At 71.0% G+C, this 18,879-nt stretch carries 15 protein-coding genes; 11 read left to right on the top strand and 4 right to left on the bottom strand.

The genetic code is table 11. The features are described from left to right. Positions 1-94 precede the first annotated feature (94 nt). Complete coding sequence (poxB, locus tag LZ198_RS00680; protein ID WP_253969868.1) at positions 95-1,822, top strand: ubiquinone-dependent pyruvate dehydrogenase; 1,728 nt, start codon at positions 95-97, stop codon at positions 1,820-1,822. A gap of 57 nt (positions 1,823-1,879) precedes the next feature. Beyond that, on the top strand, positions 1,880-2,443 hold the full coding sequence (locus tag LZ198_RS00675; protein WP_253969867.1) for a dienelactone hydrolase family protein: 564 nt from the start codon (positions 1,880-1,882) through the stop codon (positions 2,441-2,443). A gap of 15 nt (positions 2,444-2,458) precedes the next feature. Here the strand turns inward: LZ198_RS00675 and LZ198_RS00670 are convergent, their stop codons facing one another. Then, complete coding sequence (locus LZ198_RS00670; RefSeq protein WP_253969866.1) at positions 2,459-2,902, bottom strand: 2,4'-dihydroxyacetophenone dioxygenase family protein; 444 nt, start codon at positions 2,900-2,902, stop codon at positions 2,459-2,461. A gap of 99 nt (positions 2,903-3,001) precedes the next feature. Between LZ198_RS00670 and pdxR the strand changes: the two genes are divergently transcribed. Together pdxR and LZ198_RS00660 are read left to right on the top strand one after the other, a co-directional pair. Next, entirely contained in the window at positions 3,002-4,516 is a 1,515-nt protein-coding gene (gene pdxR, locus LZ198_RS00665; RefSeq protein ID WP_253969865.1) for a MocR-like pyridoxine biosynthesis transcription factor PdxR, read from the top strand. Between the two features lie 213 nt (positions 4,517-4,729). After that, complete coding sequence (locus LZ198_RS00660) at positions 4,730-4,930, top strand: hypothetical protein (RefSeq protein ID WP_253969864.1); 201 nt, start codon at positions 4,730-4,732, stop codon at positions 4,928-4,930. A gap of 65 nt (positions 4,931-4,995) precedes the next feature. Here LZ198_RS00660 and LZ198_RS00655 read toward each other — a convergent pair whose 3' ends face one another. Beyond that, positions 4,996-7,056, bottom strand: coding sequence for a lipoxygenase family protein (locus LZ198_RS00655; protein WP_253969863.1), 2,061 nt, complete (start codon positions 7,054-7,056; stop codon positions 4,996-4,998). 207 nt (positions 7,057-7,263) lie between these two features. On the opposite strand from LZ198_RS00655, the gene LZ198_RS00650 reads away from it, so the two are divergent. Genes LZ198_RS00650 through LZ198_RS00640 form a run of 3 tightly spaced genes read left to right on the top strand, consistent with a single transcriptional unit; the run spans position 7,264 to position 11,589 of the window. Next, positions 7,264-9,291: a lipoxygenase family protein gene (locus LZ198_RS00650; RefSeq protein WP_253969862.1), complete on the top strand. Its 2,028-nt coding sequence runs from the start codon at positions 7,264-7,266 to the stop codon at positions 9,289-9,291. A 22-nt stretch (positions 9,292-9,313) separates the two neighbouring features. Continuing rightward, a complete protein-coding gene (locus LZ198_RS00645; RefSeq protein ID WP_253969861.1) occupies positions 9,314-10,747 on the top strand; it encodes a cytochrome P450 in 1,434 nt (477 codons plus the stop codon). Further along, entirely contained in the window at positions 10,744-11,589 is an 846-nt protein-coding gene (locus LZ198_RS00640; RefSeq protein ID WP_253969860.1) for a fatty acid desaturase, read from the top strand. The genes LZ198_RS00645 and LZ198_RS00640 overlap by 4 nt, the downstream gene beginning before the upstream one ends. Before the next feature lie 45 nt (positions 11,590-11,634). Here the strand turns inward: LZ198_RS00640 and LZ198_RS00635 are convergent, their stop codons facing one another. Next, positions 11,635-12,234 carry a DUF998 domain-containing protein gene (locus tag LZ198_RS00635; RefSeq protein WP_253969859.1) on the bottom strand — a complete coding sequence of 200 codons (600 nt, stop codon included), beginning with the start codon at positions 12,232-12,234 and terminating at the stop codon, positions 11,635-11,637. 542 nt (positions 12,235-12,776) lie between these two features. Here LZ198_RS00635 and LZ198_RS00630 point away from each other — a divergent pair. The 4 genes from LZ198_RS00630 (at position 12,777) to LZ198_RS00615 (ending at position 16,521) form a co-directional block, all read left to right on the top strand. Beyond that, entirely contained in the window at positions 12,777-13,817 is a 1,041-nt protein-coding gene (locus tag LZ198_RS00630) for a hypothetical protein (protein WP_253969858.1), read from the top strand. A gap of 253 nt (positions 13,818-14,070) precedes the next feature. Then, the gene (locus LZ198_RS00625) at positions 14,071-14,415 is read left to right on the top strand and encodes a hypothetical protein (RefSeq protein ID WP_253969857.1); all 345 of its coding nucleotides are present in this window, start codon (positions 14,071-14,073) and stop codon (positions 14,413-14,415) included. 184 nt (positions 14,416-14,599) lie between these two features. Beyond that, positions 14,600-16,114 carry a XopAJ/AvrRxo1 family type III secretion system effector zeta toxin gene (xopAJ, locus tag LZ198_RS00620; RefSeq protein ID WP_253969856.1) on the top strand — a complete coding sequence of 505 codons (1,515 nt, stop codon included), beginning with the start codon at positions 14,600-14,602 and terminating at the stop codon, positions 16,112-16,114. Positions 16,115-16,227: 113 nt separating this feature from the next. Further along, positions 16,228-16,521 carry a hypothetical protein gene (locus LZ198_RS00615; protein WP_253969855.1) on the top strand — a complete coding sequence of 98 codons (294 nt, stop codon included), beginning with the start codon at positions 16,228-16,230 and terminating at the stop codon, positions 16,519-16,521. A gap of 66 nt (positions 16,522-16,587) precedes the next feature. Here the strand turns inward: LZ198_RS00615 and LZ198_RS00610 are convergent, their stop codons facing one another. Continuing rightward, on the bottom strand, positions 16,588-18,579 hold the full coding sequence (locus LZ198_RS00610) for a rhomboid family intramembrane serine protease (protein WP_253969854.1): 1,992 nt from the start codon (positions 18,577-18,579) through the stop codon (positions 16,588-16,590). Positions 18,580-18,879 lie beyond the last annotated feature (300 nt).

Below are 18,879 nucleotides of genomic sequence, written 5' to 3'. Positions count from 1 at the left end.
CGGGCGGGTCCGTCCGCCGGGCGGGCGGGCGGCGGAGGGCTCGCCCCGGAGGGGTCCGGTTGTCCACGGGCCGACAGCCGCCCAGCTTTCGCGCATGAGTCACTCTCCTGTGGCGGATGTCCTCGTCCGCACGCTCATCGAGGCGGGCGCCGAGCGCATCTACGGCGTCGTGGGCGACAGCCTCAATCCCATCACCGACGCCGTCCGGCGCAGCCAGGGCCGGTTGCGCTGGATTCACGTCCGCCACGAGGAGGCCGGCGCGTTCGCGGCCTCCGCGGAGGCGCAACTGAGTGGCAGGCTGGCGGTGTGCGCGGGGAGCTGCGGGCCGGGACACCTGCACCTCATCAACGGCCTCTACGACGCGCACCGCAGCTACGCGCCCGTGCTCGCGCTCGTCTCGCACATCCCCAGCGAGGAGATCGGCACCGCCTACTTCCAGGAGACCCACCCGGAGCTGCTCTTCCGCGAGTGCAGCCACTTCTGCGAGATGGCGAGCAACCCCAAGCAGGCCCCGCGCCTGTTCCGGCTCGCGGCCCAGGCGGCGCTCTCCCGGGGCGGCGTCTCCGCGGTGGTGCTCCCCGGCGACGTGGCCGCGCTCGAGACCGAGGACCCCCTCCCACCCGTCTTCTCCACCACGCGACCGGTGGTGCGACCTCCCGACGAGTCCCTGGAGCAGCTCGCGTCCCTGCTCAACGCCGCCTCGCGCGTGACGGTGTTCTGCGGCAGCGGCTGTCAGGGCGCGCACGCGGAGGTGATGGCCCTCGCCCGGGCACTCCAGGCCCCCGTGGGTCACGCCTACCGGGGCAAGGAGTGGATCGCCTACGACAACCCCTACGACGTGGGGATGACGGGGCTGCTGGGCTTCGGCGCGGCCTATGAGGCCATGCACGCCTGCGACGTGCTGCTCCTGTTGGGCACGGACTTCCCCTACGACGCGTTCATGCCCGTGCGCCCGCACATCGCCCAGGTGGACCTGCGCCCCGAGCACCTCGGCCGCCGCTCACGGCTGGACCTGGGGGTGTGCGGCGACGTCCGGGAGACGCTGCGCGCGCTGCTGCCACGGCTGGAGCAGAAGGAGGACCGCCGGCACCTCGAGACGGCGCTGGAGACCATGGTCCGCGCGAGGGAGAAGCTGGACAAGCACGTGCGCGAGGTGGGTGACCACCGCCCCCTGCACCCGGAGTTCGTCGCGGCGCTGCTCGACGAGGTGGCCGCCGAGGACGCCGTCTTCACGGTGGACACCGGCATGTGCAACGCGTGGTCCGCGCGCTACCTGCGCGCCAGCGCGCGGCGGCGCATCATCGGCTCGTTCACCCACGGCTCCATGGCCAACGCCCTGCCCCAGGCCATCGGCGCGCAGTTGCTGTACCCGGGTCGACAGGTCATCTCCATGTCCGGCGACGGCGGCTTCGCCATGCTGATGGGAGACTTCCTCACCCTGGCGCAGTACGAGCTGCCCGTGAAGGTGGTCGTCTTCGACAACAGCTCGCTCGGCATGGTGAAGCTGGAGATGCAGGTGTCGGGCTACCCGGATACGGAGACCGACCTCGTCAACCCCGACTTCGCGAAGCTGGCCGAGGCGGTGGGCATCCTCGGCATCCGCGTGGAGGCGCCGGGAGAGGTGCGCGGCGCCTTCGAGCGGGCCCTGGCGCACCCGGGTCCCGCCCTGGTGGATGTCGTGACCGACCCGCACGCCTTGTCCATGCCTCCTCGGGTCACCCTGAAGCAGGCGGCGGGCTTCGCGTTGGCCATGACGCGGTTGGTGCTCAACGGCGAGGGCACGGAAGTGAAGGACACTGTGGACGCGCAGCTCCATCACTGACAGGTTCGTGTCGCGGCGCGCCGGTCCGCGCGCGGTCCGCGACCCCGTGAGCTGACCATGCGCATCCTCGTCCTCCATTCCGCCTACGGCCTGCGCCCCGCGATTCACGCCGCCTCTTCCCGCATGGAGGCCGCGGGTCACGTCGTCCACGCCCCGGACCTGTACGACGGCGCCACCGCGGACACGCTGGAGCGCGCGCTCGCCCTGCGCGACGCGGTGGGGCGCGAGGCGCTGCTGGACCGCGCGCTGGCGGAGGTCGAGGCCTGGCGCCCGGACGTGCTGCTGGGCTTCAGCCTCGGAGCCTCGCTCGTGCAGCGGGTGGCGGTGCGGCGCGGCGCGCCCCCGCGCCTGGTGCTCTTCCACGGCATCGCCGAATCCGACGTCCAGCTCCCGCCCCGCATGGACCTGCTCGCGCACGTCGCGCAGCCGGATGACTTCGCCTCCGACGAGGAGCTGGCCGCCTGGCGGCAGGCCTTCATGCGGGCGGGGGCGCGCGTGGAGCTGCGCCGCTACCCGGGCGCCGGACACCTGTTCACCGACCCCGACCTGCCGGACTTCGACGAGGCCGCGGCCGAGAGCGCCTGGGACAGCACGCTGCGCTGGCTCGCGGCCGGGGACTGACGTCGCGCCCGCCGCTCACTCCAGCGTCGCGGCGAACGGCACCCCCTGCTCCTCGCACCAGCGGCGGTACGAGACCAGCCGGTCCGCGGGCGTCGCCTCCCGCGTCACCCGCCCCTCTGCGTCCAGGTACTGGATGGACCCCATCACGGTGATGTGGAACACCGCGGGCTCGTCCCCCACCACCCTCCAGCTGTCGACGTTGCCGGCGGGCTCGTAGACGTAGCCCCCCGGCCCCACCACCTCGCCGGTGTCGAGGAGCTCGCGGCGGCCGGAGAGGGTGAAGCCATGCACCTCGCCCGTGTGGCGATGCCGGGGGATGACGGTGCCCGGCTCGACCCGGAACAGGTACATCCAACCGCGTCCGTCCCGGTAGAAGCGCAGCGGCTTGAAGGACAAGCCCGCAGGCCCCATGGGAATCCAGGGCGAGTTCGCGGTGTCGACGGTGTAATCGCGGGTCATGACGGCTCCTGTGTGAGGTGCCGGCAGGATGCGTCGGGCGCTGGCCCGGCTGAAGTGCCAGGATTGACGAATCTCACCGGGCCATTCCAAGGTGGGGACATGGACCTCCACGTCGACCTGGCGGACCGCCGCGACCTGGCGGGGCAGGTGTACCGGGGGCTGCGCGCCCAGGTGCTCGACGGTCGCCTGCGCCACGGCGAGCGGCTGCCGCCCACCCGCGAGCTGGCCCGGCGGCTGGGCGTCTCCCGCAACACCATCAGCGTGGCCTACGAGTGGCTCGCGGCGGAGGGCCTGCTCGTGGGCCACGTGCGCACCGGCAGCTTCGTCCAGGCCCCGGCGCGCCCCCGACGGGAGCGCGCGCCCGCCACCACGCCGCGGGCGAAGCCGAGGACACGGGCCTCCTGGCGCCACCTGCCCGACCTCGTCCTCCAGGGCGCTCCCACGGCGCTCGACTTCCGCGTGGGCCTCCCGGACAGCGCGCTGTTTCCCTTCGAGACGTGGCGACGGCTCGTGGCGCGACAGTTGCGCGCGGGAGCGCTGTCCTCCGCCTACGGAGAGCCCTCGGGGCATCCCGCGCTGCGCGAGGCGGTGGCGCGACACATCGGCGTCTCGCGCGGCGTGCGAGCGGAGGCAGGAGACGTCCACATCACCCAGGGCGCCCAGCAGGCGCTCGACCTCGTCGGACGGGTGCTGCTGGAACCCGGGGAGCGCGTGGCGGTGGAGGAGCCGGGCTACCCTCCGGCCCGGCTGCTGTTCCAATCCCAGGGCGCGCGCGTCAGCCCCATCCCGGTGGACGACGAGGGGCTCGACGTGCGCGCGCTGCCGGACGACACGCGGCTGGTGTACGTCACCCCGTCCCATCAGTTCCCGCTGGGCACGGTGATGTCGACGGCGAGGCGGCAGGCGCTGCTCGACTGGGCCCGTCGACGCGACGCGTGGGTCATCGAGGACGACTACGACAGCGAGTTCCGCTTCGGAGGCCGCCCCCTGGAGACCCTCCATTCACTGGACCCCACGGGGCGGGTCCTCTACGTCGGCTCGTTCTCCAAGGTGATGCTGCCCATGCTGCGGCTGGGCTTCCTCGTCGCCCCGCCCTCGCTGCACCGGGAGCTGCGGCTGGCCCGCTGGGTGGCGGACGGACACGGCCCGCTGCCCACCCAGGCGGCGCTCGCGCGCTTCATCGACGAAGGCCTGCTGGCACGGCACATCCGCAAGATGCGGCGTGAGTACGAGACGCGTCATCACCGCCTCAGCCAGGGCCTCGCGCGACATTTCGGAGACCGGCTCCAGGTCCAACCCTCCGTCGCGGGCCTGCACCTGTGCGCCCTGCTCGGCCACGGAGGCGTCGCGCTGGAGCGGGCGCTCACCGGGCACGCGCGGACCCGAGGCGTCGGCGTGGAGGGGCTGTCAGGCTACTTCGCGGGGACACCGACCCAGGCGGGTTGGGTGCTCGGATACGGCGCGACGACGGTGGCGGACATCGACGAGGGGCTGCGTCGCCTGCGCGAGTGCCTCGCCCACCTCGAGAGTGGACGGCCAGGACACGCCCCACGCCCGGCGAAGCGCGCCGCCGCGTCACGTCCCGGGAAGGGTCGCCGCTCCACACTTCCTTGACCGGACACCGCGGACACCGGGCGCGGTGATGGCCCCGACGCGGCGGGTCCACCCGGGCCACCCCGACCCCAGATTCATCCGGATTGCAGATGACACCCACGGGCTCTTGTCATCCAACAAGCCGTGAGTCCCCACCGCGCGCACCTTGGCGTTCATTGACGCTTTCTCCAGCGATGGCGGAGCATCCCGACTTCACCCGAAGGAGGTCCGACGATGCGCAACGCGATGCTGGAGTGCCTGGGAGCGATGGCGGTGCTGGCGCTGGTGGGCTGTGGCGGCATGGAGGACGCGAACGAGGCGGCCCTCTCCGAGCAGGAGCAGCCGCTGCCCATGTGCAAGGTCGACGTGCCGCAGCCGTGTCCGGTCAACTACTACTGTGACGGCCGCGTCTGTCGCCCCAACCCCATCGACTGACGTCGGGCGACACCCTCCTGGCGGCGGCGCTCGCGCCGTCCGCCGGGTCTGCTCCGCGCGTCAGCTCAGATGTTGATGCGGGAGCTGACCGTCCGGACGTCCAGCCCGAGCGCGGCGAACGCGTGGGCGTGGGTCCGGAGCAGGTCCACGAAGCGAGGATGCACGTCGGCCTCCTCGTTGGACAGGAGGAAGCCGTAGTTCGTCTTGGACAGCATCCACGAAATCCACAGCATCTCCGTGGCCTGGTCGGGGGGCGGCGCCACGTCCAGGTCCTCCTCTCCGGAGAGGGCCCCCCCCTTGCCCCACCGCAAGCCGAGGCAGGCATAGAGCACCTCGCTCGCATCCTCCCACTGGAGGTTGTTGGCCCAGGCGTGGCGGAAGGTGGCGAAGAAGATGACGTAGCGACACAACTGCTTGAGGGCGTCCACCTCGCCGGGCTGGGGCGTGTCCGTGAGCGTCACCGGGCTGACCGCCTTCGGGGGTGGCTGGGCGGCCTTCGCGTCCAGGTCCATCCGCTCCGAGCGGACGAACCACGGCGCCTCCCGGCCCGCCACCTTCGCGCGCAGGTAGCGGCACACGAACGCGGGCGCGGCGTGCGCCACCAGGTCCTCCGAGAACCGGTGGACCTCTGTCCACCAGGCCTCCACCGCCGCGCCATGCTCCGCGAAGAACGCGTCGACGTGCTCGCCCACCAGGCGCCAGAAGAGGCCGGCGGCGCGCGCGTAGCGATGACCCTCGCAGACCGGCGGGGCCGGAGCGAAGCCCTTCCAGTCATAGCTGCCCAGCAGGTGCACCAGGCGCGTGTGGATGCCCGCCTCCGTCAACGCGCTGGCCCGGGTGATGTAGCCGGAGGGCCCCACGAGGAACCCGTTCGCGGCGTGGTTGATGAGGACCACCTCGCGCAGGTGGGGCATCAACAGCCACCGCAGCGGACTGCGCCGCAGGTTGCGGTGCGCGGCGATGGCGTACTGCTCCACGTTGAAGTGGCACTGCCCCAGGTGGTTGCCCAGCTCCGTGTCCAGCGTGGCGCTCACCCGCGCCATGCGCTTGGCGGCCTCCCACCCGGCGCCGTCCTCCGGCGTGAAGCTCCGCCGCGTCACCGGAGCGCCGGCCGCCGTCGCCCCGGGCTCGCGCATCCCCAGGATGATGCGCACCGGAAGGAGCCGGCCATCCACCAGGCGCAGCCGCACGTCCACGTCGGGCAGGCAGTGGACCCCATCCTGTTCGTACGCGTTCCAGGGGACGTACAACCGGAAGGCCTCCGGCGCCTCGGGCGCCTCCGGGTCCCGGTCGAGGACGGAGGAGAACATCCCGTTGAGCAACCGCTCCCCGAAGAAGGCGTCCGTCCGCGTGGAGCCCGGAGCCTCACGCTCCAGGCGCACCGTCATCGACTCCGGATAGTCCGCCTGGATCTTCGCCAGGCTCGGAGGGCGTCCCAGCCGGGCCTCGAGCAGGTGCTGACGCTTGACCAGCTCGATGGGCGCGACGGCCTTGAGCATGGCCAGCGCCCGCCCCGGGGCATAGGCCGTGGGCGGCGTCCCCTCCTCCGTGACGAGCAGCCGCGCCAGCGGCGTCCCCGGGTCGTATTCCCAATAGGGCAGCCTCACCGCGCCGAAGTCGTACTGGAGCCCGCCGTGGTCATCCGGGCCCCGCTCCGAGCCGATGCGTCGCCACGTCTCCACCACCGACCCGTCCGGGCGGAACACGTGCTGCGGCTCGAAGAAGCGGATCTCCAGGTCGGGCAGGTCTCCCACGCCCGCGTCCGTGGGGTCATAGCGGATGGAGAACGCCCCCGAGGTGTCCGTGAACCCCTCGCCCAGGAAGTCGTCCGGCGTGCCGATGTCCCGGTCCCACAGCTCCACCTTGAGGTGATGCAAGGGAATGGGCCCGGACGGCCCATCCTGCTCGAACACGAGCCGCCCCGTGACGACCGCGGGCAGCGTCGCCGGGTCACGGGAGACACGCTTCCCTCTCACCCGGGGCGCCAGCTTCCGGCTGACGGCGCGCTGCTCCCCCGGACTCAGGCCCGCGTACCAGCGCGCCAGCTCCTCCGCCTCCAGCAACTCCACCGCCCTCCCGCGAGGGCCCAGCCCCAGCGCGGCCATCCACCGCGACAGGACACTCATCGCCGCCTCCGCCTCACGTCCCCTTCCTGTCCCATGTCTGTCCAACCTGCCGACCCCACTTGAAGAGAACACGAGAGAGCATGAGGCGCGGCGGACGGATGGAAGCGTGAGCTGATCGACGAGAGCATCATTCTGCAGGGAGGGTAGCATGGCTTGCAGCCCCCGCTTTCCTCGTCCTACGGTCCTGTCCCTCAGCAAGAGGGTTTCATGACTGTCGAGTACAAGCTCATCATTCGCACGAGCTCGCGGCTGGGTGCGGGCACCGACGCGACGATCTCCGTCATCCTGGTGGGCACGCAGGGCGAGAGCGGTCCCCATCCGTTGGACAAACGCTTTCACAACGACTTCGAGGCCGGCGCGGAGGATGTGTATTCCCTCCATGCCAGTGATTTGGGTGAGCTGGTGGCGCTGCGTTTCACCAACGCGGGGGGTGTCGCCAGCGACTGGTTGCTCGACACGGTCCACGCCATCCGAGGGGAGCGCACCTGGTTCTTCCCCTGGTTCCGCTGGGTGCTCGGCGGCACGACGGTGGACGTCGTGGAGGGCACGGCCCGCCTGCCCCAGCACGCGCGCCACGAACTGGAACGGGACGCGCGACGGCAGCTCGTCGCGCAGCGACGCAGGCAATACCCGTGGCGACCACCGGAGGCGACCGCGGGCCTGCCGGGCGCGCTCGACATCAGCGAGGCCCGCCCGCTCCCCAAGGACGAGCTGTACCGGAACCTGGGCGAGGGCAGCTACGAGGTCGTCATCGCCAAGACGCTGGCCGCCATCCAGCTCCACCTGCCCATGCTGCGCCACGCGTGGAATGGACTGGTGGACATCTTCGACTTCTTCAAGGGCATCGAGCTGCCCCAACTGGCCCAGCGCTGGAAGGACGACGAGGAGTTCGCGCGACAGGCCGTCCAGGGCATCAACCCGCTGCACATCCAGCTCACCCCCCGCGTGCCCGACGGCATGCCCCTCTCCGACGAGCAACTGCACGGCCTGCTCCCTCCGGGGCTGAGCCTGGCCCAGGCGCTGGACGCGAAGCGCGTCTTCCTCATCGACTTCGAGGTCCTCGACGGCATCCCGATGTATCGGAAGACCAACGACGAGGGCGTGGAGGAGCGTCGGTGGGCCCCGCCCTCACGGTGCCTGCTGTTCCTGGACGACACGAAGAAGCTGCGCCCCATCGCCATCCAGTTGGGGCGCTCCGCGGAGGAGGCGCCCGTCTTCACGCCGAACGACGGCGAATACGACTGGCTCCTGGCGAAGATCTACGTGCGGTGCAGCGAGGGCAACACGCACCAGATGATCGCCCACGCGCTGCGCACGCACTTCGTGGCGGAGCCCTTCGTCATGGCGACGATGCGCAACCTCCCCGACCCGCACCCCGTCTACAAGCTGATGCGGCGCCACTTCCGCTACACGCTGGCCATCAACGAAGGCGCGCGGAAGGGCCTGCTCGCGGCCGGCGGCGTATTCGACGACTTCATCGCCACCGGTGGCCCCGACAAGGGCCACGTCGCGCTCGGCAAGAAGGGCTTCCAGCGGTGGAAGCTGCTGGACAACAAGCCGCGCGTGGACTTCGAGCAGCGGGGGGTGCTCGACCCGGCGGTGCTGCCGGACTACCCCTACCGCGACGACGCCCTGCCCCTGTGGGACGCCATCGAGGAGTACGTCGGCGGCGTGCTGCGGCACTTCTACCGGACCGACGCGGACCTCGCGGAGGACACGGAGCTGCGCCAGTGGTGGACGGACCTCCTCGAGCACGGCCTGCCCGCGGACAAGCTGCCCTGCGCGCGGCTCGAGCGGGTGGACGACCTGGTGGACATCCTCTCCACCCTCCTGTTCACCGTCAGCGTCCAGCACACCGCGGTCAACTACCTCCAGTACGAACACTACGCCTTCGTGCCCAACGCGCCGCTGAGCATGCGGCGGGCGCCCCCGACGAAGAAGGGCCTCGTCGGCCCGGACGACCTCGCCTCGATGATTCCCACCAAGGCCCAGGCGCTCTGGCAGGTCGCCATCGGGCGGGCCCTCTCCAGCTTCGGTGACGACGAGGAGTTCCTGCTCCACGAGGGAGGCTGGCGCGAGGAGTACTTCAAGGAAGCGGAGGTGGGCACCCTCCGGGACCGGTTCCACGCCCGCCTCCGCGCGCAGCTCGAGGCGGTGAAGACACGCAATGCCCGGAGCGCGGTCCCGTACACCGTGCTCCAGCCCGACCGGATTCCCTGTGGCATCACCGTCTGAGCCACCCGTCCAGGAGCGCTCCGTGCCGAACCTGCTCTCTCGCGGCCTGTTCAACCTCTTCTTCGGCGCCCGGCGCAAGGCCATGGAGCCGCTGCCCGGCCCCACGCCCGGCATCCTGGGGACCCTGGGGGATTTCCTCGGTCCCCAGCCATGGGACGTCTGCGCGCGGTATGGTCGCGAGTACGGCGGGGTGACGCTCATCTGGATGGGCGCCAGCCCCGGCCTGGTACTCAACGACCCGGTGCTCATCGAGGAAGTCATGGAGACGCGCCGGCTGGAGTTCGAGAAGGGCAACATCAGCGAACAGGTCCGCCCCACGGTGACGAACGACACCACCTTCATCGCCCTCCAGGGCGACGAGTGGAACGAGAAGCGCCGGCAGGACCCGCTGGTGCAGCCCTGGTCGTCGGACTGGCTGGCCGCCCAGGTGGGGCCCCTCCAGCGCGCCGTCGACGCGTCGCTGGGCTCGCTGATGACGGCGACCTCGCTCGACCTCACCCCCACGCTGCGCCAGTTGACCTTCGACGCCTTCGCCCACGCCACCCTCGGCGAGTCGCTGCCGGACTCCGCCTACGAGGACTTCCTCCTCATGGCCCGGGGCGCGGACGCGCGCATCCAGGCGAAGCTGCCCCTGCGCTTCGTCTCCCTGCCCAAGGGCTTCGAGCAGGCCAAGGAGCGGTTCTACGGCCTGTTCGAACAGAAGGTGCGCCAGGCCCGCCAGGCCCTGGACCCGCGCCGCGTCGACCTCATGTCCTGGACGCTGCGGGAGCTGCCCGACATCCCGGACCGGTTCCTCGCGCACCAGTTGGGGACGTTCTTCTACGGAGGTGTCTTCTCCTCCAGCACCACCCTGGTGGGCGCCTACCACCAGCTCCAGAAGCACCCCGCCGTGGAGACGCGGCTGGCCGCGGAGGCCTCGGCGTTGAGCGCCCGGCCGCTCGACTTCGACCGCCTGCGCGACGCCCGGTGGGCGGAGGCCGTCGCCTACGAGGCCATGCGCGTGCTGCCCGCCGTGCGGGTCTTCACGCGCACCCCGTCCCAGGACACCCGGCTGGCCGGCGTCACCCTCCCCGCCGGGTCCCTCATCATGATCTCCAACCAGCACCTGCACCGGGACCCCACGCACTGGAAGGACCCGGAGGTGTTCGACCCGTCGCGCTGGCTCGACGGCGGCACGGCGAGGGATCCGCTCGGCAGCGGCCACTTCTTCCCCTTCGGACGCGGCCCCCGGGCCTGCTCCGGCGGCGCCTTCGCGGTGGTCTACCTGCAGACCACGCTGGCCACCATCGCCGCGCGCGCCCGGGTCCACGTTGATTCGACCGACCCCTTCGAGGAAGGCTTCTTCTTCGGAGTGGTCCTCCCCAAGGGCGTCACGGGCCGGTTCGTGTCCCGCCGTCCCCACCTGGTCCATCTCCCCCCCGAAGTCCGCCCCACCCCCGCAGTGGAATCCGCATGACCCTGTTCCGACATCCGAGAGACCGCATCCCCGTCCTGCTGTTCCTGTGTGTCTTCGCGCTCGACCTCACGGTGTACTTCACGGCGAAGAGCTGGTGGCTGCCCGTGCTGTGGCTCGCCCTGTGGGTGATTCCCAAGGGGTGGATCTGCGCGTGGAACCACCACCACCAGCACGTCCCCACGTTCCGGCACGTCCTCCCCAACCGCCTGCTGGAGCTCGTCTTCGGCTTCCAGACCGGCGTCACCTCCAATGCCTGGTTCCTGCACCACGTGGTGGGCCACCACCGCAACTACCTGGACCAGGGCAAGGACGAGTCCGGGTGGAAGCGCCGGGACGGCACGACCATGGGCGAGCTCGAGTACTCCGTCTTCAACACCCTGATGGCCTATCCGCGCGCGTTCTGCGTGGGCCTCCAGCACCCGCGCGCCCTGCGCGTGTTCCTGGGCATGGGCGTGGTGCAGTCCGCGCTGCTGGGGCTCCTGTTCTGGCACGACTGGTACAACGCGCTCTTCGTCTTCCTGCTGCCCATGTGCGCGTCGCTCTACGTGACGGTCTGGGCCACCTACTTCCACCACGTGGGGCTCGAGACCACCGAGCACTCGCAGGCGTCGTACAACATCCTCCACCCCGGCTATAACCTGATGACGGGCAACCTGGGCTACCACACCGCGCACCACACGAAGCACGGCGTGCACTGGTCCCAACTGCCGGAGCTGCACGCGCAGCTCGCCAAGGACATCCCGCCCACGCTGTACCGGCAGCCGGGCATCCCCTTCGTGTGGACCAACACGGAGGCCAAGGTGGAGCTGCCCTCCATCTCCGCCGACCCGGCGGGGACCTGACGCGGCCGGGCTCCCCGGGGCGGCCTCCTCCAGGCGTCCCGGGCCTCAGCCCGCCGACAGCAGCCACGCGCCCATCAGGACCATCCAACCGAAGAGGGCGCCCTCCAGCACCCGCTGGAGGAGCCCCCGGACGGGTGACTCCAGGGACAGGCCGAACACGCCCAGCAGCGCGCCCTTGCCCACCGTGGCCGTGAGCGTGGCGAGCGCCGCGACGGGCGCGATGTCCTCGAGCGCCCGCCCCAGCTCGATGAGCCCCGCGCCAGCGCCGCCGTAGCCCGCGACCGCGACCAGGTTGTGCATCTGGTTGCGCCACGTGCCCCAGGGCGGCGCCCCCTCGTCGCAGGGGAAGACGGCGGCCCCGAGGTAGCTGACGCCCAGCAGGGAGAAGGCCCTCAGGGGGCCCGCGACGTCCTCGTAGGCAGCGAGGCTCGTCCGCAGCAGCGCGGCGAACACGATGACGGACGCGCCCGCCGGCGCGAAGGCCAGCCAGGCCACGCGCTTCGCGTCCTTCGCCCCTGTCTCTCCCAGCTCGCTGATGGTGTTGCGCAGGTGGCTGTAGTCCGGCCGGCGCCGCGCGAACCACCACACGGGCGCGAAGGACAGCGTCACCGACACCAGCGAGGACACGAGGACCCAGGGAGCCATCCCCCCATCAAAGCGCGCACCACGCGTCACGAAAACCCTCACGCGCGAGCCGGGGCCGTCCCACCGCGGCCAGAGCCCTTGAAACATTGTCTTGTTTCATGACCACACGCCTGCTCCGCGACAGGCATTCACTCACACGCCTGGAGCGGTGCACGGACACATTCCGGGTGGGGCGATATCCGCCCACTTCGCGGCGCGTCGTCCTTCCTCGCCACGGGACCTGCCTTGCGAAGACACACTCCCGGGCTCCGGCCTCTTCTACGCCGGACGTGCCCCACCGTTCGTGAACATTCCGTCACCAACCAGGTCGGCTCCGACGGGGAACACCACGCGCGTCCCCTCGGAAGAACCACGTCGGGAAGGGAACCCCCGCGGCCCGCTGAGACTGCGTCATTCATTCCCTGTTGGGTTCACCCGTCTTGAAAGACTTCCAGAACCAATCAGGACAATTGAAACACCAGGATTTGCCAGTAACACCCCAGTTCGGTGTATTAAGCCGCCTCTCCTCGCAGTCCCCGCAGTCCCCCTCCAAGGAGCAACCAATGAACCGTCGTCTTGGCTCAGCGTTCATCGCCGTCGGCCTGCTCGCCGGCTGTGGTGGTGTCACCGAAGCGGAACTGTCGACTCCCGAGCCCACCCAGACCCAGGCGGAGACCACGCCCCTCACCTCGCTGGACGTGGACGTCGCGCCGGAGTGCGAGGGCATCCTCGACTTCGTGAACCGCGCCACCTACGCGACGCTCGACTTCTACCTGCCCAGCAACGTCGCCAGCGGCATCGTCAACCGCCGCGTCACGACGCCCTTCGTCTCCATCGAGGACATCTCCGCCATCCCGCAGGTCGCCGAGGCGCGGCTGAAGGAGATCGAGAAGGGCGCCCGCGCCGAGGGCTACCTGTCCCCCAACTGCATCGGCATCTACGACGAGCTGGCCCTCTCCGTGGATGACTCGTCGTCCATCCTGCACCTGGTCAACAGCATCAGCTCCACCGAGCTGCACGACATGCTGCCCAACGCCTGGACCGGCGCGACCAACCTGCTCAACACCCGGCCCTTCGAGACCATCCAGGCCGTCTCCAACACCAGCGGCATCGGCATCGTGAGCCTGCGCCACATCCGCAACGCGGCCACCCTGAGCCGCCCGCTGGAGAACCTCGCCTACGAGCTGGACCAGCTCTCCAGCAACGGCTCCCACGGGGGCAAGCTCGCCCGCCACTTCGACTGGTGGACCACGATGCGGAACGACATCCGCGGCGCCTATGGCCGGACCGACGTGGAGTGCTTCGGCATCGACGAGGACCGCATCCCGGCCGACGGCCCGACCCTCCGCGCCAACCTGGCCACTCCGGCGGACGTGCTCGCGCGCTTCGAGTACACCGTGCAGGTGTCGGATAGGTACAACGTGGTTCCCCAGCCCCTGAAGGACGCCGCCAAGGCCAACCTGGTGAACCTCTCGGCGGGCCGCTCGTTCGTGGGCTGCAGCTACAGCTTCGAGAAGGACCCCTGGAGCGGAGACACCGTCGAGTTCTTCTACGACCCGGCGGACGGCTTCGGCATCTGGACGCACACCTACTGGAGCGAGTGATTCACGCGCCACCGCGACCTCGCGCGCCCGCAGCGGGTGCGTGAGGCCGGGGTCGAGAGGCCCCGGGTTCCTCATGGAGCCCGGGGCCTCTTTGCGTTCCGGGGGGCTCGGACTCGGCGCCACCCCAGTGTTCCGCACCATGGAGCACGTCGGCCTTTCGTGCCGTTGCCGCCAGAGGAGGCAACACGCAGCTTGGCCGCTCGTGCCTGGCCGACTCGGGCAATCCAGCCCCCCAGGGAAGGAGCGTCACGCCGTGCTTCACGTCCTCGCAGGAATCCTGACCACCGCGAGCCTGTCGTCCGCGATCCCCACCGCCAACCCGACCCCGGAGGAGCCCGACGGTCCCTCCCCCCGGGCCTGCATCACGTTGGACGCGCCGGGCGGTGGACGCGCCTTCGTCTGCAAGAGCTGGGAGGTGGCGGGGGACGGCCTCTTCGACGGGACCTGGTGGACCCGGAGCTACACCGGGAACGTCCAGCTCCACGCGCGCATGGACGGCATCGTGGAGCGGGCCTGGAACGGGCAGTACCTCGCCACGCAGCGCTTCCAACTCCAGTTGTGCAATCGCGGCACCGGCAGGTGCTCGGGCTGGTGGTGACCGCCGTTCACGCGTGAGAGGTGGCCGACGCCCCCTCCGCGTGAACGAGCCATTCCCCCCACGAGCCCAATGCCCACCCCTGCGCACATTGGACGCAACCGTGCGCTTGGGGCTCCGATAATGGAGCAAGAGGCTTGGGTCACGAACAGCGCGCACGGCGCGCCGCATCTTCAGGGGGAACACCATGGGCATCGATGGAGTGGGCAACACGCGTCCACGGACGCAGGGCGCGGTCCGTCGCCCCGACGCGGAGACACCGACGGCGCCCCCCAAGCCGACGCCTCCCGTGGCGAAACCCGCGGCGAACGTCGCCCCGCCGAATCCGGACCAGTCCAGCTTCGAGCGCGCGCCCACGCGGGAGGGCCCACGACTGGACGGGCCGCTCACCGGCTCGCCGCCCACGCAGGAGCAGCCGAAATATCGAAAGACCGGAGCGCCGTGGGGCTCCACGTCCAGCGGCACCTCCTCCACGGCCTCGGGCTCGGCCAGGAGGACGATGCCGCCCCCCTCGAAGGGCGGCGGCCTGGAGGTCGACGGCAACCGCCTGCGCTTCACCACCTCCGACGGCAAGGCCTTCGATGGCGACGTGACGCCGGAGAACGCGCGGGACGTGCTCGCGCTCGTCAAGCAGTCGGACCAGGGCACCGGCGACGTGTCCGGCAGCTACGGGGTGCGCCAGGCCATCCTGGAGCGCTCCGGCGGCAAGGTGGGCACGTTCGAGGCCTTCACCATCGGCGAGCCGCCCAAGGACGACACGCTGTGGACGTGGCTGGACAATGCCAGCAACTGGCTCCCGGAGCGCCGCGAGCTGCAGCAGAAGCTCTTCTCCAGCGAGCTCCAGAAGGCGGAGACGCTCTCCAGTCGACTGGAGCCCAACACCGTCTACGCGCTGCGCGGCAACACCGCCGCCGGCAAGACGACGGCCGTCAAGAACGACCCGCATCTCAAGAGCAAGGTCCTGGACGAGCACGGCGAGCTGAGCGGCGCCCTCAACCCGGACCCCATCAAGGCGGAGATCGCCAAGGCGCACGGCGGGAGGATCTCCACGTCCCAGGCCCACATCGAGGGCGCCATCATCTCCCAGCGCGTGGAGGACGAGATGCTCTCCCGCCCCGGCAGCTCCGTCGTCTACGACAAGCGCTTCGCGGGTGAGAGCGACATCCCGCGCATGCTGAAGGCCGTGGGCGACCGCGACGTCAAGATCGTCGACCTGGAGGTGCCGCTGGAGACCTCGAGCGTGCGCGTGCTGATGCGCAACCCGGGGACGCCCGACCCGCTCGTGCCGTTCGGCGCGGTGGAGGGCGGCTTCAAGGGCGTGCGCCACAACCGCGCCAGCCTGCTCCTGGGCCGCCCGGGTGAGTTCGAGGGCGTCATCGAGAACGAGAAGATCACCGACTACAAGCTGCTGGTGACGGACGAGCGCGGCAAGCAGGTGCTGGTGGCGGAGAAGCGCGACGGCAAGTGGTTCGCCCCGGACACGGAGGAGAAGCGCGCCCTCTTCAACCGGGCCGTGTTCGAGACACCCGCCGCCGAGGCCGAGCGCGTGAAGAACACCGTCATCGACGAGGCCTTCATCGAGCGGCAGGTGGGCGCCATCTCCAACCCCGACTTCGCCTCCAAGGTGGGCGCGAGGCTCACCGAGTACAAGGGCAGGACACTCGGCGAGGCACTCGACGAACACGCGAAGAGGACCCAGTGAACCCCTCCACGCCCGAGGACCCGGCCGCGCGGGGAGCCCGCTCCACCGACTTGTTGAAGCGCCCCTCCGCCAGCCCTAGCCTCCACGCGCGCCGCCCCCTTCGAGGACCGAACATGTCGACATCCGCCGAGGAAACCCTGAAGCAGCTCCGCGACGCGCTCGAGCAGCGCCAGCAGACGGAGCGTGAGCAGGTGAAGAAGGCCCGGGCCACGTCCGGCAAGGAGCCCTTCGACATCGAGAAGTTCCGCGCCCTCTACAACGTCGCGTGGGACCGGGGCGCGGAGCCCCTCACCCCCTCCGCCATCGAGGACTACGAGCGCCGCTACTACCTCGACGTCCCGCAGGTGAAGACGCTCCAGCAGTTCGCCGAGCACCTGACCCGGATGCGCGACCACGACGCGACCTGAGGTCACCCCGCCTGACCTCCCCCATCCGGGGGGAGGTCGTCGGAAGCCTGGACGTGAGCGACCGGCTCACGCCTCGGCGGGACCGTAGAAGCGCCGGGTGAGCTCCGCCTCGCTCGTGAAGCGGGGGTAGCGGCCTTCCGCCAGCGCGGGAGCATCCGGCAGCGGCGCCGCGTGGGAGCGCTCCAACAACTGGGCGACGAACCGGCCGAAGGCCTCGCGGGGAGCCTGCTGGGGATACAACCGCGAGAGCCCCAGGTGCGCGACGCCCAGGCGCAGCACCACCGTGGGCTGCTGCTCCCGCCCCCACGACACCACCAGGTCCGTCAGCGCGGTGAGGCGCGCGGGCGCGCCATCCGGCGACGGCGCGGGCACCAGCCCCACCGCCACGGCCAGCACCTCCGTGACGCCGAGCGTGCGACGTTGTCCGCCGCCCGCCTCCACCGTCAGCGCCTGCTCGGTGAGGCTCACCAGCCGGCAGGGGATGATGCGCGGGGGGACCGTCGTGGGCGGCGAGGACGGGGCCACGTGGCGCGGAGGCGGCTCGTCCTCGAGCGAGATGCCCTGCTCCAACGACGCCTGACGCGCCAGCGCGCGGGCCACCTCCGCCTCGACCTCGGCCAGCCGCTCCGCCAGCGCCGCGTCGCCCACGGGCACCTGCGCCTTCGCGCGCTCCACGTACTCCCGCGCCACCTCGCGCTTCACGCCCTGCGCCAGCCGCAGCTCCGCGGCCCGGAGCAGGGCTCGCGTCGCGATGGCGCCCGCGCCGTTCCCTGCGGCGGCATGGAGCGGCTCGGACAGGAAGGACACCGTCGGCGGCGCGTCCTCCATCGTCTGCGCCACGCGCCAGGCCGTGGCCGGTCTCAGCTTGTCCACGGGGAGCCAGGGCGCGATTCCCTCCAGCGTGTTCCAGAGCGCCTCCGGGGACTCGCGCGCCGCGAGCAGGAGCAGCGCGCGCTCCAGCCGCGCCATCCCGGGCTGGGGGCGCCCCTGCTCCAACTCCACCCGCGCCAGGCCCAGCAGCGCGTCCGGGTCGTCCGCGTTCTCGCCCAACAGCCGGGTGAAGGCCGTGCGCGCCGTGTCCCATTCGCCCCGGTCCAACGCCGCCTGGGCCTCCGTCAACCGCGGGTCGGCCACCCAGCCTCCCTGCTGGCTCGCGAGCGTGGGCGCGACATAGCGCTCCTCCAGGTGCGTGGCCTTCATGAGGGCCGCCACCGCGAAGCCGAACACGAACCCGCCGATGTGGGCCATGACGGCCACGCCGTTGTCGGAGCCCGAGGTCAGGAAGCCGAGCACCTCGCTGCCGAACCACAGTCCACCCCAGGCCCACGCGGGCAGGGCGAAGGTGCCCCGGATGGGCTTCACGAGGATCCACGTGAAGTAGCCCATGCGCACCTTGCGCGACGCGAAGCGGAACGAGAACGCCCCCATGCACGCCGCCACCGCCCCGGACGCCCCCGCCATCATCGTCTGGGAGTGGGGGTCCAACGCCGCGTGCGCGAGCGCCGCCACCAGCCCGCCCACCAGGAACAGCGCCGCGAACAGCGGCCGGCTCCACGCGTCCTCCAGCAGCAGGCCCGCCACGTAGAAGAAGAGCAGGTTCCCCAACAGGTGCATCCACCCGAAGTGCAGGAACATGTGCGTGAGCCAGCCGGGCTGGGCCGCGCCCCTCGCGGGGACGAGCGAGAAGCGGCGCAGCGGCGAGCGCTCCTGCTGCTCGACGATGTGCCGACACCGGGCGTCGATGCGCTCCTGCGCGGCCTCCAGGTCGATCTCCGGCGCCTCCTTGTCCGGCCTGGCCTCCTTGCGCTCCGCGAGCAGCTTCCGCCCCACGGGCGTCAGGTAGCGCTCCGCGCATTCCCGAGGCAGCTCGAGCGACGGGTGGGCCATCACCTCCGAAACGAGCGCGCGCAGCTCCACCGGGCTCACGCCCTCCGGATGGGAGGGCAACACCCAGGTGGCGAAGAAGGCCAGCACACACACCGCGGCGATGGTGATGGAGACCCAGGGACGACGCTCCAACGTCGCCTCGTCCACACCCAGAGGAAGCAAGATGACCATGAGATCCCGCGGTGAGCGGCGCGCCTGACGCCGGCTCCCCCCTCGCGGGCCACGCGCCGATGACGGGCCCACCGCATGCTCGCGGTGCGGGGTTGGATATCACAGCCCCACCCCTCCGGGCAGGTTGAGGGCCGCCACCACCGAAGCCACGTTGTCGCGGCCCGGCGCCTCGCACCGGGAGTGCCCACCCGCGCATGCGCCCCCCTTCCGAACCACCTCCCCCGACCACCGAGGAGGGGGCACCACCCGCGCCACGGGAGCCGTCACCGGAAACGGGGCTCCCTCCCAGGAGGAGACCGC

This window comes from Myxococcus dinghuensis (genome assembly GCF_024198235.1).
Lineage (GTDB): Bacteria > Myxococcota > Myxococcia > Myxococcales > Myxococcaceae > Myxococcus > Myxococcus dinghuensis.
Note: the sequence above shows the minus strand (reverse complement) of the source record. Positions and strands in the feature narration are given on the sequence as shown.